15 protein-coding genes are annotated in these 13,310 nt (G+C 63.9%); 5 read left to right on the forward strand and 10 right to left on the reverse strand.

The window, feature by feature from the left end:
* The first annotated feature begins 38 nt into the window (after positions 1 to 38).
* From L8F45_RS03300 to L8F45_RS03315, 4 genes are all read left to right on the forward strand, one after another.
* On the forward strand, positions 39 to 2,417 hold the full coding sequence (locus L8F45_RS03300) for a xanthine dehydrogenase family protein molybdopterin-binding subunit (RefSeq protein ID WP_342361463.1): 2,379 nt from the start codon (positions 39 to 41) through the stop codon (positions 2,415 to 2,417).
* 142 nt (positions 2,418 to 2,559) lie between these two features.
* A complete protein-coding gene (locus tag L8F45_RS03305) occupies positions 2,560 to 2,964 on the forward strand; it encodes a DoxX family protein (protein WP_342361464.1) in 405 nt (134 codons plus the stop codon).
* Between the two features lie 218 nt (positions 2,965 to 3,182).
* Complete coding sequence (locus tag L8F45_RS03310; protein WP_342361465.1) at positions 3,183 to 3,614, forward strand: c-type cytochrome; 432 nt, start codon at positions 3,183 to 3,185, stop codon at positions 3,612 to 3,614.
* 65 nt (positions 3,615 to 3,679) lie between these two features.
* Positions 3,680 to 4,603, forward strand: coding sequence for a c-type cytochrome (locus L8F45_RS03315; RefSeq protein WP_342361466.1), 924 nt, complete (start codon positions 3,680 to 3,682; stop codon positions 4,601 to 4,603).
* A gap of 38 nt (positions 4,604 to 4,641) precedes the next feature.
* On the opposite strand, the gene L8F45_RS03320 is transcribed toward L8F45_RS03315, so the two are convergent.
* The 7 genes from L8F45_RS03320 to L8F45_RS03350 form a co-directional block, all read right to left on the reverse strand.
* Positions 4,642 to 5,103, reverse strand: coding sequence for a GNAT family N-acetyltransferase (locus L8F45_RS03320; RefSeq protein WP_342361467.1), 462 nt, complete (start codon positions 5,101 to 5,103; stop codon positions 4,642 to 4,644).
* A 67-nt stretch (positions 5,104 to 5,170) separates the two neighbouring features.
* Entirely contained in the window at positions 5,171 to 5,785 is a 615-nt protein-coding gene (locus tag L8F45_RS03325; RefSeq protein ID WP_342361468.1) for a helix-turn-helix domain-containing protein, read from the reverse strand.
* 90 nt (positions 5,786 to 5,875) lie between these two features.
* Positions 5,876 to 7,075, reverse strand: a complete 1,200-nt coding sequence (locus L8F45_RS03330) for an MFS transporter (RefSeq protein WP_342361469.1) — start codon at positions 7,073 to 7,075, stop codon at positions 5,876 to 5,878.
* The gene (locus tag L8F45_RS03335) at positions 7,072 to 8,001 is read right to left on the reverse strand and encodes a DMT family transporter (RefSeq protein ID WP_342361470.1); all 930 of its coding nucleotides are present in this window, start codon (positions 7,999 to 8,001) and stop codon (positions 7,072 to 7,074) included. The genes L8F45_RS03330 and L8F45_RS03335 overlap by 4 nt, the downstream gene beginning before the upstream one ends.
* Positions 8,002 to 8,103: 102 nt before the next feature.
* A complete protein-coding gene (locus tag L8F45_RS03340) occupies positions 8,104 to 8,883 on the reverse strand; it encodes an SDR family oxidoreductase (RefSeq protein ID WP_342361471.1) in 780 nt (259 codons plus the stop codon).
* An 80-nt stretch (positions 8,884 to 8,963) separates the two neighbouring features.
* A complete protein-coding gene (locus L8F45_RS03345) occupies positions 8,964 to 9,932 on the reverse strand; it encodes a hypothetical protein (RefSeq protein ID WP_342361472.1) in 969 nt (322 codons plus the stop codon).
* A gap of 123 nt (positions 9,933 to 10,055) precedes the next feature.
* Positions 10,056 to 11,144 carry a hypothetical protein gene (locus L8F45_RS03350; RefSeq protein WP_342361473.1) on the reverse strand — a complete coding sequence of 363 codons (1,089 nt, stop codon included), beginning with the start codon at positions 11,142 to 11,144 and terminating at the stop codon, positions 10,056 to 10,058.
* A 125-nt stretch (positions 11,145 to 11,269) separates the two neighbouring features.
* On the opposite strand from L8F45_RS03350, the gene L8F45_RS03355 reads away from it, so the two are divergent.
* On the forward strand, positions 11,270 to 11,860 hold the full coding sequence (locus tag L8F45_RS03355; protein WP_342361474.1) for a hypothetical protein: 591 nt from the start codon (positions 11,270 to 11,272) through the stop codon (positions 11,858 to 11,860).
* 3 nt (positions 11,861 to 11,863) lie between these two features.
* Here the strand turns inward: L8F45_RS03355 and L8F45_RS03360 are convergent, their stop codons facing one another.
* The 3 genes from L8F45_RS03360 to L8F45_RS03370 form a co-directional block, all read right to left on the reverse strand.
* On the reverse strand, positions 11,864 to 12,313 hold the full coding sequence (locus L8F45_RS03360) for a universal stress protein (protein ID WP_342361475.1): 450 nt from the start codon (positions 12,311 to 12,313) through the stop codon (positions 11,864 to 11,866).
* Positions 12,314 to 12,486: 173 nt separating this feature from the next.
* Positions 12,487 to 12,807 carry a 2Fe-2S iron-sulfur cluster-binding protein gene (locus tag L8F45_RS03365; RefSeq protein WP_342361476.1) on the reverse strand — a complete coding sequence of 107 codons (321 nt, stop codon included), beginning with the start codon at positions 12,805 to 12,807 and terminating at the stop codon, positions 12,487 to 12,489.
* 105 nt (positions 12,808 to 12,912) lie between these two features.
* A complete protein-coding gene (locus tag L8F45_RS03370; protein ID WP_342361477.1) occupies positions 12,913 to 13,287 on the reverse strand; it encodes an Hpt domain-containing protein in 375 nt (124 codons plus the stop codon).
* Positions 13,288 to 13,310: the final 23 nt, after the last annotated feature.

Genomic DNA, 13,310 nt, shown 5'->3' on the forward strand with positions numbered 1-13,310 from the left:
CGCGAGAGATTCACGATCGAACGACGAGCAATCCGCCCATGAACGCTCTGCCTCCCATGAAATTCGGCGTCGGACAGCCGGCGAAACGTGTCGAAGACCAGAGGCTGCTGACGGGCGGCGGGCGCTACACGTCCGACCTCACGCCCGAGGCCGCCCTGCATGCCATCACGCTGCGCAGTCCGCACGCCCATGCCGACTTCACGATCACCGACGTCGAGACGGCGCGCGGCGTGGAAGGCGTCAGGCTGATCCTGACCAGCGACGACATCGCTCATTTCGCCGACGTGCCGTGCCTCGCGCCGGTCGATAATGGCGACGGCAGCAAGGCCGCGGAATCGCCGCGTCCGGTGCTTGCGAAGAAAACGGCGCGCTATGTCGGCGAGCCCGTGGCCTTCATCGTCGCCGATACGGTCGCGCAGGCGCGCGATGCGGCCGAAGCGATCGTGATCGACTGGTCGCCGAAGCCGGCGGCCTCGGACATCCGCGCTGCGATGAAGAAGGGCGCGCCGCTCGTCTGGCCGCATGCGCCCGGCAACATCGTTTTCGACACGGCGATCGGAAACAAGAGGAAGGTCGATGCGATCTTCCGCAAGGCGCCGCGCACGGTGAAGCTCGAGATCGAGAACAACCGCCTGATCACCAACTATATGGAGACCCGCGCCTGCATCGCCGAATATGACGCGGCTTCCGAAGGCTGGACGCTGACGGTTACAAGCCAGGGCGTGCATAACATGCAGGGCATGCTCGCGATGATCATGAAATCCGAGCCTGCGAAATTGCGCATCCTCACGCCTGATGTCGGCGGCGGATTCGGCACCAAGGGATTCGTCTACAACGAATATGCGGTCGCCTGCGAAGCCGCGAAGCTGACGGGCAAGCCGGTGCAGTGGGTCGCTGATCGCTCGGATCATTTCGTGTCGGACGCGCATGGCCGCGACAGCATCGTCGTCGCCGAAGCCGCGACGACGAAGAAGGGCGAATTTCTCGCCATGCGCTTCGACTGGATGGGCGGGCTTGGCGCCTATCTCCACATCTATGGGCCCTACATCCATTATCTCGGCGCCACGATGCTGACCGGCGTCTACAAGACGCCTGCGATCTATGCGCGCGTGCGCGGCGTCTTCTCGCATACGACGCCTGTTGACGCCTATCGTGGCGCGGGCCGTCCCGAGGCGGCCTATGTTCTCGAACGTCTCGTCGATCGCGTCGCGCGCGAACTGAAGCTGCCGCAGGAGGAAATCCGCAAGAAGAATTTCATCAGCGCAAAGCAGATGCCCTACAAGACGCCGATCGCCGATCGCACCTACGACACCGGCGATTTCGCGGCGCATATGGCGAAGGGCATGGCGTCTGCGAACTGGAAGAGCTTCGACAAGCGCGCCGCGCAGTCGCAGAAGAAAGGGAAGCTGCGCGGCATCGGGCTTGCGACCTATATCGAATGCACCGCGTGGGGCGAGGGCGAAGACGTCAACGCGACGCTGGAGAAGGACGGCACCGTGACCGTTCTCTCCGGCACGCAGACGAACGGGCAAGGCCATGCGACGGCTTATGCGCAGTTCGTCTCGCAGCATCTCGATCTGCCGCTCGATCGCATCAATGTCGTGCAGGGCGACACCGCGCGCATCAAGACGGGCCATGGCACCGGCGGCTCGCGCTCGATTCCAGTCGGCGGCATCGCGAGCCATCTCGCCGGGCAGGCGCTGGCGAAAAATATCTCAACATTGGCGGCCGACGTGCTCGAAGCCTCGACCGGCGATATCGAGCTTGTCGATGGCGACGCGCGCATCAAGGGCACAGACCGAAGGGTGTCGCTCACTGATCTCGCCAACTCGCCGAAGGCGACGCCGGAGCTTTTGAGCGGCGACGGCTCATTCACGCCGCCCGATGCGACCTATCCCAACGGCACCCATATCGCCGAGGTCGAGATCGATCCTGACACCGGAACTGTCACGCTCGCTTCATACAACATCTGCGACGATTTCGGACGCACGGTGAATCCGTTGCTGCTTGCGGGCCAGGTGCATGGCGGCGTTGTGCAGGGAATCGGTCAGGCGTTGCTCGAACGCACGGTCTATGACCGCGATGGCCAGCTTCTGAGCGCGAGCTTCATGGATTACTGCATGCCGCGCGCGGATGATTTGCCGCCGATCAATTTCCAGACGCTGAACGTGCCGTCGACGACCAATCCGCTTGGCATCAAGGGCGCGGGCGAGGCGGGCTCGATCGGCTCATGTCCGGCCGTCATGAACGCGGTCGTCGATGCGCTCGATCGCGGCTTCGGCGTGCGCCATATCGATATGCCGGCCACGCCGCATCGCGTGCGGGCGGCGATCGCGGCGGTCAAGAAGAAGGGCGCAGCAAAGAAAAAGCGCTCGGCCAAGAAGAAGGCTGCTGTCAAGAAAAAACGGAAGAAGTAAGCGCGCGGCGACTGCCCCGATTCATCGATCACGAATTTTTGTGCGGCGCGTGAAGAACAGGTCTGCTCTTGCGGACCTGTTCTTGCGTTGGCAGACGAAGCGTCGCGCCTTCGCGGCGAGATAAACGGGGAAAGGACAAGAGATGGAAGGTTTGAACAGCATGCTTTCGGCCTGGGCGCCGCGCGTGCTCAGTATCGTGCGGATCATGGCGGGACTGCTGTTCCTGCAGCATGGGTTGATGAAGCTGGTTGGCTTCCCCATCGCGCCGCAGAACTATCCGCAGATGTTCTCGCTGATCTGGTTCGCGGGCGCGATCGAAATCGTTGGCGGAATCCTGCTGGTAATCGGCCTTTTCTCGCGTTTCGCGGCCTTCATCATGTCGGGCGAGATGGCTTTCGCCTATTTCATGTCGCATGCGCCGCGGGCCTTCTTTCCGATCCAGAACAATGGCGAGGCGGCGATCCTCTTCTGCTTCGTGTTCCTCTACATCGTGTTCTCCGGCCCCGGCCCCTGGAGCATCGACGAGCAGCGCGCGGCGAAGGCCTGACCTCGCGATCGCTCGAATCATCGTCTTTGAAGCGCCCGCATCGAAAGATGCGGGCGCTTCCATTTTGCGGCGTCGGCGGAATCTTCCCGTATCTCGCGAATCTGTGACTGCGCCGGTGCAAGATTCCTCCGGCATTTCTGCATGGAATGCCAATGGCTTCCTTGACGTCATCCCGTAGATTGGAAATCCTCAAAACGAGGGAACGACTGGAGACCAGGATGATCAGGAAGGCCGTTTTCATTCTTGCGCTTGCCGCGGTTGGCGCGACAGCAGCTTACGCCCAGGACGTGATCGCGCAGCGTAAGGACCTCATGAAGGCCAACGGCGCGGCCGCGGGGACGCTTGGCCGTATGGCGAGCGGTGCGGCTCCCTTCGATCTCGCTGCGGCGCAAGCTGCGCTGAAAAAGCTGCAGGAGGACGCCAAGGCGCTCCCCGCTTTGTTCCCTGCTGGGTCGGACAAGGGCGAGACGCGCGCGCTTCCGGCGGTCTTCACCGAAAAGGACAAGTTCAACGCCATCTTCGCCAAGATGGATACGGATGCGGGCGCCGCCCTGACCGCGGTGACAGATGCGGCGACCCTCAAGACCGAAGTTCCCAAGGTGCTGGCGAATTGCGGCGCCTGTCACACGCCCTATCGCAAGTCTCAGTGATCGCGCAGGAGTAGCTGCGTGATCGCCGCAAGGCCTCGGCAGGAATCGTCGATGACGGCGCGCGCATGAAACGCGTCGTCGTCGGTTTGCTCGTTCTTGCGGCTCTGGGCCTCGCCGGCTTCTGGATCGTGACGAGCCCGGAGGCCTTCGCGCTCGTGCGTGGCCGAATATTCACGAATCTGGCGGCCGCTCCCGATCTCGGCAAAGGCAAGACTTTGTTCTGGGAAGGTGGTTGCGCCTCGTGTCATGCCATTCCGAAGCAGGATGATCGGACAAAGCTCGGCGGCGGGCTGGCGCTGAAATCGCCGTTTGGAACCTTCTATGCGCCGAACATCTCGCCGCATCCGCGCGACGGCGTCGGCTCCTGGACGGTTGAGCAGTTCGCGCGTGCGATGACGCAGGGCGTTTCGCCTGACGGGCGGCATTATTATCCCGCCTTTCCCTACACGTCCTATCAGCGATTGAGCGAAGCCGATCTGCGCGATCTCTTCGGATTCCTGAAAACTCTCGTGCCTGTCGAAGGCAAGGTTCGCGATCACGACCTGCCATTTCCGTTCAATATCAGGCGCACGCTGGGCGGCTGGAAATGGCTTTTCCTCGACGGACGCCCGTTCGTCGCCAGCGCGCAGATGTCGCCTGCGATCGCGCGCGGCGCCTACCTCGTCGAAGGTCCCGGCCATTGCGCTGAATGCCACAGCCCGCGCAATTTCCTCGGCGGGATTATCGCGGGCATGCGCTTCTCAGGCGGCCCCGATCCCGAAGGGCAGGGAACCGTGCCGAACATCACGCCCGACGCGACCGGCATCAAGGATTATAGCAAGGACGATATTATTCAGATTCTCCAGACGGGCCTGAAGCCTGACGGCGACAGCGTCGGCGGCGGTATGGGCGCGGTGGTGCTGAATTATGCGCAGGCGCCGAAGGCCGATGTCGATGTCATGGCGGAGTATCTGAAGTCGCTCGCGCCGATCAAGGTCGAGAAGAAGTAGCGCGGGGCTTTGGGTCAGCGCTGCTTGACCGCAGTCGCCTAGGAGCCAAGACGTCTGATCTGAAACCCGGTCTTGCTCTGCTCGAATCCTGTCTGCTCGTAAAAGCGCAGGGTCGCAGGGTTTTTTGATCCCGTCAGCAGCATCACCTTGTAGCATCCATGTAACCATGCTGAGCCGATCGCAGCATGGAGCACTGCGCGCGCATAGCCTTGTTTGCGGTGCCGGGCGTCTGTCACCACATTCTCGATGACGGCGTATGGAGCGCCTTTTCGCGTCAGATTGGGAACGACCACCAGCGCGCAGGTCGTGACCGGAGCGCCTCTCCTACAACCGACAAAAATCGCGCTTCCTGCGAAAGCTTCGAAGCGCTTCAGGATCGCTTCGGCGTCCTCTAATATTACGGGCGGATCGGATGGATTGAGTTGCTCATAGAGCGCGAGAACGCTGGGCAGATCGGACTGCGTCGCCGTCCGCACATGAAAATCGTCTATGTCGCTCATTTTGCAAGCAGTCCGATTTTCCTTGATGCGCGTCGAGAATTTGCTCTGATGATCAGTGCGCTCAGAATTATTCCATCACCGCCGCTTTCAGGATGCACACCATCGTCGCATGCGCCGGGCCTTTCAGGCAGCGCACGATGTGCGGCCGATCGCAGCGATAGCGCAAAGTCTCACCGGCTTTCGCATTGCTGGTCTCGCCGCCGATTTCGACCTCGAATTCGCCGTCGAGCACGGAGAGACATTCGATCGAGCCGCGCTGATGGCCGTCGGATTCGAGCACGCCGGTCGCTTCGGCGGTGATGTCGTACCATTGCAGCCACTCGACGGTCTTGATCCAGCCGATGATGGCGAGCTTCACCTTGCCGTCCTCGGAGAGCAGGATCGGCGTGTCGCCCTTCGAAACCTTCTCGACGAACGGCTCGTCCTCATGGGCGGCGAGAACCCGCTCAATCGAGATGTCGAGGGCCTGCGACAGGCGCCAGATGGTTGCGAGCGTCGGGTTGGTCTCGTTGCGTTCGATCTGGCTGATGATCGATTTGGCGACGCCCGACTGCTCGGACAGCTCAGACAGGGAGAGGTTGTAGGCTTTCCGGAGGCGCTGGACCGTCTTGCCGAGCTGACCCGACAGAAGCTGCGCGCCGGCGGCGAGCGCCTTCATCCGGTCCTTGCCCTCGATGCCCATCGTTCCTCGTTAAGAACAAAAGCGTTTGGATCGCCGAACTGACTGTGCCCAATGCGAGGAGCGCTTGCAAGCGGCGAAGCGGCGGCGCGCTCAGGAATCGCGGCGAGGCGGGCCGAATCGCCAGGCAAGCGTCGCCATAAACAGGAAGGCCAGGGCGGCGAGTGCGACGCAAAGCTTGAGCATCGCCACCACGCCCCAACTATCGACAATGAGAGCGAGCGCCGTCGGCGCGGCCGCCTGGATCATCAGCCCGGGCGCGGCGAGAAGGCCGAGCATCGCTCCGTAACTGTCGCGACCGAAGAGAGCTGCCGGGATCAGGCCGCGCGCGATGGTCATCAGCCCGTTCCCGAGCCCGTAGAGCACGGCGTAGGCAGACAGCGACGCGGTGCTGACTGGCAAGCCAAGCAGCATCAGGAAGGCCAGCGGCATCGCGCCAAGCGCGACGACGCCGAGCGCCAACGGCTGCAGAAGGCGGCGTCCGAAGGCGAGGTCGAGAAGCCGTCCCGTCACCTGGGCCGGACCAAGAAGCGAGCCGACGAAAAGAGCGAGCGAGGGCTCGGCGCCAAGGGACGCAAGAGCCGGTAGCAGGTGGATTCCCATGCCGCTGTTCACGAAGCCCTGCATGACAACGGCGAGCGCAAGCAGTGCAAATGCCTGCCAGCGCGCCGAGCCCGTTAATGCCGGCGGTTCAGCGGCGCAAACGCCCTGCGGAGCGTCTGCGACAGCCGCCGGCTTCGCAGCGAGGCCGACGAACAGCAAGGGCGCGCAGAGCAGCGCCTGCAGCGCGGCGTAGATGAAATAGACTTCGCGCCAGCCGACATGCTGCAACAGCGCTTGCGTGATCGGCCAGAACACAGTCGACGCGAAACCGCCCGCGAGAGTCACCAACGTGATGGGCTGCCGCGCATGGCCTTTGGTCAGCCAGTTCAGCGACGCGAACGCCGCATCATAGAAGGTCATGGCCATGCCGACGCCACAGACGGCGCAGGCGAGGAAAAAAGCAGCTTCGCCTTTCGCCGCGCCCAGCAGCGTCAATCCGAGCGCCGCGACGAGCGAGCCGGCCGCCATGATGGCGCGTCCGCCGCTGCGATCGACAGCGCGGCCGATGAAAGGCGAGGCGAGACCCGCAACGACAAGAGTCAGCGAGAATCCGGCATAGGTGAAAGGTCTGGATTGGCCGAGTTCTGCGGCGATCAGCGGCGCGGTCAGACCAAAGGCGTAATAGACGGAGCCCCAGGCGATCACCAACGTGATCGAGAGCACGACCACTGCGCGGTTCAGCGCCGTCATAGCATCTTGGACGAAGTCGCCTGACGCTGGCGCTTGCGTTCGAGGCCGAGCTGATGCTCGCGCCAGATCACGAAGATGCCGGCGCTGATCACGATCGCAGACCCGATGAAGATGTTGGCCGCGGGCCAGTCGCCGAACAGAAACCAGCCGATCATCACCGCCCAGATCATCGATGTGTAGTCAAACGGCGCAATCAGCGAGGTCTCGGCGTGCTGGTAGCTTTCGGTGACGAATATCTGGCCGAGTCCGCCGACGATTCCCATGCCGACCATGATCGCAGCGTCAGTGAGATCGGGGGCGCGCCATCCCAACACGATCGTGCAGAAGCCAAGAATCGTCGTCATCGACATGATCCAGAAGACGATCGTGCCGGTCTTTTCCTCCATCTGCACGAGCTTGCGGACTTCGATGGTGGAGAAGGCGTTGCACAGCGCGCTGGCGAGCGTGAAGGCGGCGCCGATCGTCGCGCCGTCACGCAGCACGCCGCCGCTGAGCGCGGAGAGTTGCGGCGCCAACATCACGATCACGCCGACGAAACCAATCGCGACAGCCGACCAACGATAGATGCGAACGGTTTCGCCGATAATCAGCGCCGCAAGCGCGACAACGAGCAGAGGCGCCGTATAGCCAAGCGCCGTCTGGTCAGGCAGCGGCAGATAGGACAGGCCGGCGAATCCGAGAAACATGCCGATGCTGCCCATGACGCCGCGCTGGATATGTCCAAGCGGACGTTTCGTCCGCAGCGCGCCGGGCCACTGGCCGATCCACCACAACCAGATTCCCAACGGAATCATCGCGAAAAAAGATCGGCAGAAGACCACTTCGCCGATGGGATAGCGCACCGTGAGCGTCTTCACGCCAGCGCCCATGAAGGCGAAGACGAGAGTCGACAGGACTTTCAGCGAAATGCCGAAGAGAGGATTCACGGCGAGGGCTGGACAACAGGAAATGCAAACCAACATGCGAGGCGCCGCCGGGCAACCCCTGCGGCGCCGACGCTGGCATGTGTTGAGGTCAGGGCGCGACGCTCAGAAGGCCGTCTTGATCGCGCCGCCATCGATCAGGAGGTTCTGACCCGTGATGTAACCCGCATGCGCGCTGCACAGGAACGCGCAGAGCTTGCCGAATTCGTCAGGCGTTCCCAAACGTCCGGCGGGCACATCCTTCATGCGCGTCGCGACGATCTCGTCTTCGGAGACGCCCTTGATCGCCGCCATGCGCTTCGTCGCCGTCTTCTGACGATCGGTGTCGAACACGCCGGGCAGCATGCTGTTGATGGTGACGTTGGCGTGCGCCACTTCGCGCGCTGGCGCGGCGAGAAAGGCGGTCAGGCCGGCGCGCGCGCCCGAGGAGAGATCAAGGCCGATGATTGGCGCCTTCACCGAGGAAGAGGTGATGTTGACGATGCGTCCGAAGCCGCGCGCCACCATGCCATCGACAACGCGCTGAATAAGCTCGATCGGCGTCACCATATTCTGCACAACGCCTTCGGCGATCGCGGAACGATCGAGTTCGCGGAAGCCCTTCGGCGGCGGACCGCCATTGTTGTTGATGAGGATGTCGGGGGCGGGGCAGGCGGCCAGCAGCGCGTCTTGCGTGACCTTGGTCGAGACGTCGCCCAGCACGACCGTCACTTTAGCGCCGGTCTCAGCGCGGATGGCGTCGGCGGTGGCGTTGGTGATCTTCTCGTCGCGGCCGTTGATCACGACCTCGCAGCCGGCGGCGGCGAGCTCCATCGCGCAGGCGCGGCCGAGGCCGCGGCTGGAAGCGCAAATGATGGCCTTGCGGCCCTTGATTCCGAGATCCATCGCGCGCTCCTGCTTCGCCTGACGTCAGGCGGGCTCACTACGCGATCCCCCGGCGGGACGAAACGGAAAAGAGGGCGGTCTCAGGATGCGAACAGCGCATGGCGCTGTTCGTAGCTCAGCCGATCATAGTCGGCCGCCGTGCGCGGACCTGCTCCGGCAGGGCGCGGCGGCGCGGGTCGCAACGGGGCGATGTCGCGCAGCGCTTCTTCCTCGTCGGCGATGGCGAGTCTGAGTCGTGCGCCCGGGCCGACGGGCGCGATCGTCAGACCGCTTTCGAAAGCCGGCGCCGGCTGGGGTGGAGGAGCCGGCGGCTCGGGTTCGTCGGCGAACAGGATCGGTTCATGGACAGGTTGCGCGGGCGGCGGCGCAGGAAGCGCCGAAGGCTCCATAGCCGGCGCCAGACGCTGAGGCGCTGGGGCGGCGACCGGCGCCCTGTCGTTGGCGACCGGCGGCCTCGCCTCCTCGATCGGCATCCAGGGCTCTTCATCGGCCGATTGGGCCGGGCGCCTGTCGGCGGCGTCGACGAGATGCCTGACGCGCTCGCGGATCGTGCCGACGATCTGCGCGAGCGCCTCGATCTTGTGTTCGGTTTCGATCTGCCCGGCGGCGAGCTGGTCGATGGCGCGCATCGTCTTGTCGAGCGCCCCGCAGAGGCGCGCATCGGAGCCGGCCTCTCCGAGCGCCTTCAGGGCGCCGCGCGCCGTCAGCACCTGGTCGCGGATCGCCTCGGCGCAGGCGCCGCTTTCGCGCGCCACGTCGGACACGACATCGGCTGTCAGGCCGGCCGGCGTCGCTGTGTCGCCGTCGCGCAACGCGAAGATGGCTGCGAGATCGGCGAGATCGGGATGGGAAAGCTCGCGCTGCTCCACGTCCTGGGCCACGCGCCGTTCGATCCGGCGCAGCGCCTCCAGGACGCGCTCGGTTTCCGCGTGACGATTGCGGCGGCCGAACTCGCCGATGAACCAGCGGCCGCGAGCGGTCTCCATGACCGCAGCCAAGATCGAATCATATTCGCTGGCGTCTTGATGCGCGGGAAGAGCAGTCGTCATGCGCGAGCGCCGAATCATGGAATGAGCGACCATGTCCGCTTTCGCGCGGCGGGCGCAAGAGTCGCGGGCGTAAAAACGTCCGGTTTTGGGTGAAATTCGTTGCGCTCGCAGCGCAACGATGGGTCAGCTCCGCGCCGCCGCCGGACGCAACCGCTTCAGCGGCTCCGGAATGAATTCTTCGAATGCGTCGGCGATCTTCGTGCTGTTGCGATGATAGAGAAGCCCGAGTGCGATCACGGCGAGGCCCATCGCCGACAAGGCGAAGGGGAACATCAGCGAATCCTTGAAAAGCTTCGCCGAGATGTAGCCGAGATAGATGCAGACGCCGATCGCGCCGAACACCGCATAGACGCGTCGCGCGAGAAACACCGCAAAGCCCATCAGCCCGAGATTGAGCAGGCAGTAGAGGAATTTCGAGAGTTCGCTGTCGGAGCTCTGGAAGGTGAGTCCGCCCCAGAAGGCGGCGATGCCCGCAAGATGCAGCCAGAACGCATAGTCCGCCTTGCGTTGCTTGATGTCGACGAACCAGGCGAAGACGATCAGTCCGAGCCCGAACCACATCGAGACGATCGCGCGCAGACCCCAGGAGTCGTCCGTTACGCGCCCCACCCAGGGCGTCAGATCCATCGACATGAACCACAGCATCAAAGCTGCGATCATGGTGATGAAGCCGAAGGGATAGAAGCGGATCGCGATCAACGCGACAATGAGCGTGACAGCCTCCATGGGGAGCCAGCCGCCCCTGACATAGACGTAGAAATCCTTGTACTTGCCGGGATCGCCGACAACGCCCCAGGCGCCGGCCAACTCCTGAATCGAGTACACCGCCATCGGCGCCATGCCGACCGCAACGGCGATCAGCAGTCCGCCCGGCGTCTTCAGGCCCTTGCGGCGCCAGAGATAGTCGCCGGCGAAGACGAACGCCGCGGCGTAGATCAGCGCGGTGACGAGTAAGGCGCCGGCGCCAAGCCCTGCGAAGGCGAGCGTCTGGAACATGCCCATGGCGCCGATGATGATGAGCGCGCCGAGATACCAGAGCAGATTGGCGAGATCGAAGCGGGCGCCGCTCCGCGCGGTCGCGGCTTCCGACACAGGCTGCTGCGGCGCGGACAGATGAGCGTTGGCGCTGAAGAATTCAGAGAGCCGATCCGCCTGATCGCCCGTGATGATGCCTGCCGCGGCCGCGGCGCCGAAATCCGGCGTCCTGCTCATTCCTTACCCCGAACTCTGCGGCCTCGACTTCGCTCTACATGGCCGCGATACAAAGAATGTGCGGAAAAGCACATGGTCGCAAGCCGCGCGTTGACAGTAGCGGGGCGAGCGCCCATCGCCGCAGCATGCCCACCGATCTGGAAGCGCCGAAAACCATCATTGCGCGCTACGCCATCACGCCAAAGCCAAATGGCGGACCGGTGACCTTCATTCTCAGGCCGGACGCGCTCGAAATCGACAACCTCCGCCACGTCACGTCGATTCCGCTGTCGGCGATTTCGCGCGTAAGGCTGACTTTCAAGGCGCGGAATTCGCTCATCGGCGCCTATCGGACGCGATTGACGATCGAAGGCCAGAAACCGGTCTCCTTTGACAATTATTCCTGGCGCTCGCTCATGAACCAGCAGAATGAGCGCGACGCCTATCGCGCCTTTCTTGCGGCGCTGCTGCCGGAGATTGCGCGCGCCAACCCCAGCTGTCCGTTCGAGGCTGGGCAGCCGGCGTGGATTTGGGTTTTCTCGGCGCTCGTCGCAGCGGCGATCGTGATCGGCTTCGCCTATGCCTGCTTTCAGGTTTTTCCGAAATTGAGCGCAGGTCTTGCGCTTGCGCTCACCGCATTCTCGACGGTCTTTCTCTGGATCGCAGGCAATCTGGCGATCAGAAATCGCCCGCGGCGGTTTGCGCCTGACAACCCGCCGCCGGATTTGCTTCCGTAATTGTCAGCTTTGTGCGGAGGCGCCGTTTTCGTCGCGCACGACGAGCACGGAACAATGGGCGTGGCGCACGATGGCCGACGCGTTCGAGCCGAGCAGATAGGTCGACATCGCGGGGCGATGCGAGCCGGCGACGATCACGTCGGCGCCCCAGCTTTGCGCTTCCGCGATCACTTCGGGATAGACGCCGCCCTGACGCACGACGAACGACGCCTTGTCGGCCGGAAGCGCGAGGCCGCCGACAATCGATTTGAGCTTCGCTTCCGCGTCCGCCTGTCGCTCGGCCTCGAATCCATCAGGCACATATTCGAGCATCATCAGCGGCATCAGCGGCCGGACATAGAGCAGCCGTAGCGCGCCGCCGCCCTTCGTCGCAAGTTCGACCGAACGTTCGAGAGCGCTCTTGGCGACTTCGATATCGGCGAGATCGATCGTCACGAGGATTTTCTGGAACATGGCCCCTCCTGCTGCGCCGGCTCTGGCAAGCCGCAACGGCGCGAAAGCCAGCCTATCGCGTCGCGGCCGCTCCAGACCATGATCCAGCGCAAGCGCGATGCGCGTCAGCCGCGCTCCTCATCGGCGCGCTCTTCTTGGGAACGCGGTCGCAGGCGTCGCTGTTCCGCGCAGCCCTACGCCTGTCGGCTCGGCGTGTTGACGATGAGGCCATCGAGTTCGGGCCGCACCTTGATCTGGCAGGACAGGCGCGAATTCGGCTTCACCTCGAAGGCGAAGTCCAGCATGTCCTCTTCCATCGGCGACGCCGGCCCCACGACGCTGGTCCAGGCCTCGTCGACATAGACATGGCAGGTGGCGCAGGCGCACGCGCCGCCGCACTCCGCTTCAATTCCGGGGACGGCGTTGCGAATGGCGTTTTCCATGACGGTCGAACCAGGTTCGGCTTCGACCGAACGTTGCGTTCCCCCGGAATCGACGAAGGTGATCTTGACCATGATGGAGCTGGATCGTGTTGACGGGCGGCCGCGAGCGCGGCGGCGACGTCTCTAACGCAAGGGGCAGGCCAAGGCGAGCGCCAAGGCCGCAGCGCTGGGCGGCGTTCAGTCGTTGGCGAGAAGGCGATCGATCAGGTTGCGGGCGTCCTCAGCCGCGGCTGAGAGATCGGCGACCGCGCTGGCGATGCTCTCGTCGCCCGCGGTCTCTACGATCTCCGCGAGATCGGCGACCCTGAAGGCGCCGACGCCGCGCGCCGCGCCCTTGAGGGTGTGGGCGGCGTCCCGCGCCTGCCTGCCGTTACGTACGGCCATGGCCATGGCGGCGAGCATCCGGACTGTCTGGTCTCGGAACAGGCCGAGCACTTCCCGCTCGAGCACTCGATCGCCGGCCGTCTGCCGGGCGAGATGGACGAGGTCGAGATCGCGGGCGGAATAAGAGTCGGGCGGCGAGGCGGCTTTTTTCGGGGCGGGGAGGGCCATGAGGACGCCTTTTTAGGGCGCCG

The organism is Terrirubrum flagellatum (assembly GCF_022059845.1).
In the GTDB taxonomy this organism is placed as follows: domain Bacteria; phylum Pseudomonadota; class Alphaproteobacteria; order Rhizobiales; family Beijerinckiaceae; genus Terrirubrum; species Terrirubrum flagellatum.

Coding starts and splice junctions, on each gene's coding strand:
- L8F45_RS03355 (WP_342361474.1), top strand. CDS start 11,270: ATGCCCACCGATCTGGAAGCGCCGAAAACCATCATTGCGCGCTACGCC.
- L8F45_RS03345 (WP_342361472.1), bottom strand. CDS start 9,932: ATGACGACTGCTCTTCCCGCGCATCAAGACGCCAGCGAATATGATTCG.
- L8F45_RS03315 (WP_342361466.1), top strand. CDS start 3,680: ATGAAACGCGTCGTCGTCGGTTTGCTCGTTCTTGCGGCTCTGGGCCTC.
- L8F45_RS03300 (WP_342361463.1), top strand. CDS start 39: ATGAACGCTCTGCCTCCCATGAAATTCGGCGTCGGACAGCCGGCGAAA.
- L8F45_RS03365 (WP_342361476.1), bottom strand. CDS start 12,807: ATGGTCAAGATCACCTTCGTCGATTCCGGGGGAACGCAACGTTCGGTC.
- L8F45_RS03305 (WP_342361464.1), top strand. CDS start 2,560: ATGGAAGGTTTGAACAGCATGCTTTCGGCCTGGGCGCCGCGCGTGCTC.
- L8F45_RS03350 (WP_342361473.1), bottom strand. CDS start 11,144: ATGAGCAGGACGCCGGATTTCGGCGCCGCGGCCGCGGCAGGCATCATC.
- L8F45_RS03370 (WP_342361477.1), bottom strand. CDS start 13,287: ATGGCCCTCCCCGCCCCGAAAAAAGCCGCCTCGCCGCCCGACTCTTAT.
- L8F45_RS03360 (WP_342361475.1), bottom strand. CDS start 12,313: ATGTTCCAGAAAATCCTCGTGACGATCGATCTCGCCGATATCGAAGTC.
- L8F45_RS03320 (WP_342361467.1), bottom strand. CDS start 5,103: ATGAGCGACATAGACGATTTTCATGTGCGGACGGCGACGCAGTCCGAT.
- L8F45_RS03310 (WP_342361465.1), top strand. CDS start 3,183: ATGATCAGGAAGGCCGTTTTCATTCTTGCGCTTGCCGCGGTTGGCGCG.
- L8F45_RS03330 (WP_342361469.1), bottom strand. CDS start 7,075: ATGACGGCGCTGAACCGCGCAGTGGTCGTGCTCTCGATCACGTTGGTG.
- L8F45_RS03325 (WP_342361468.1), bottom strand. CDS start 5,785: ATGGGCATCGAGGGCAAGGACCGGATGAAGGCGCTCGCCGCCGGCGCG.
- L8F45_RS03340 (WP_342361471.1), bottom strand. CDS start 8,883: ATGGATCTCGGAATCAAGGGCCGCAAGGCCATCATTTGCGCTTCCAGC.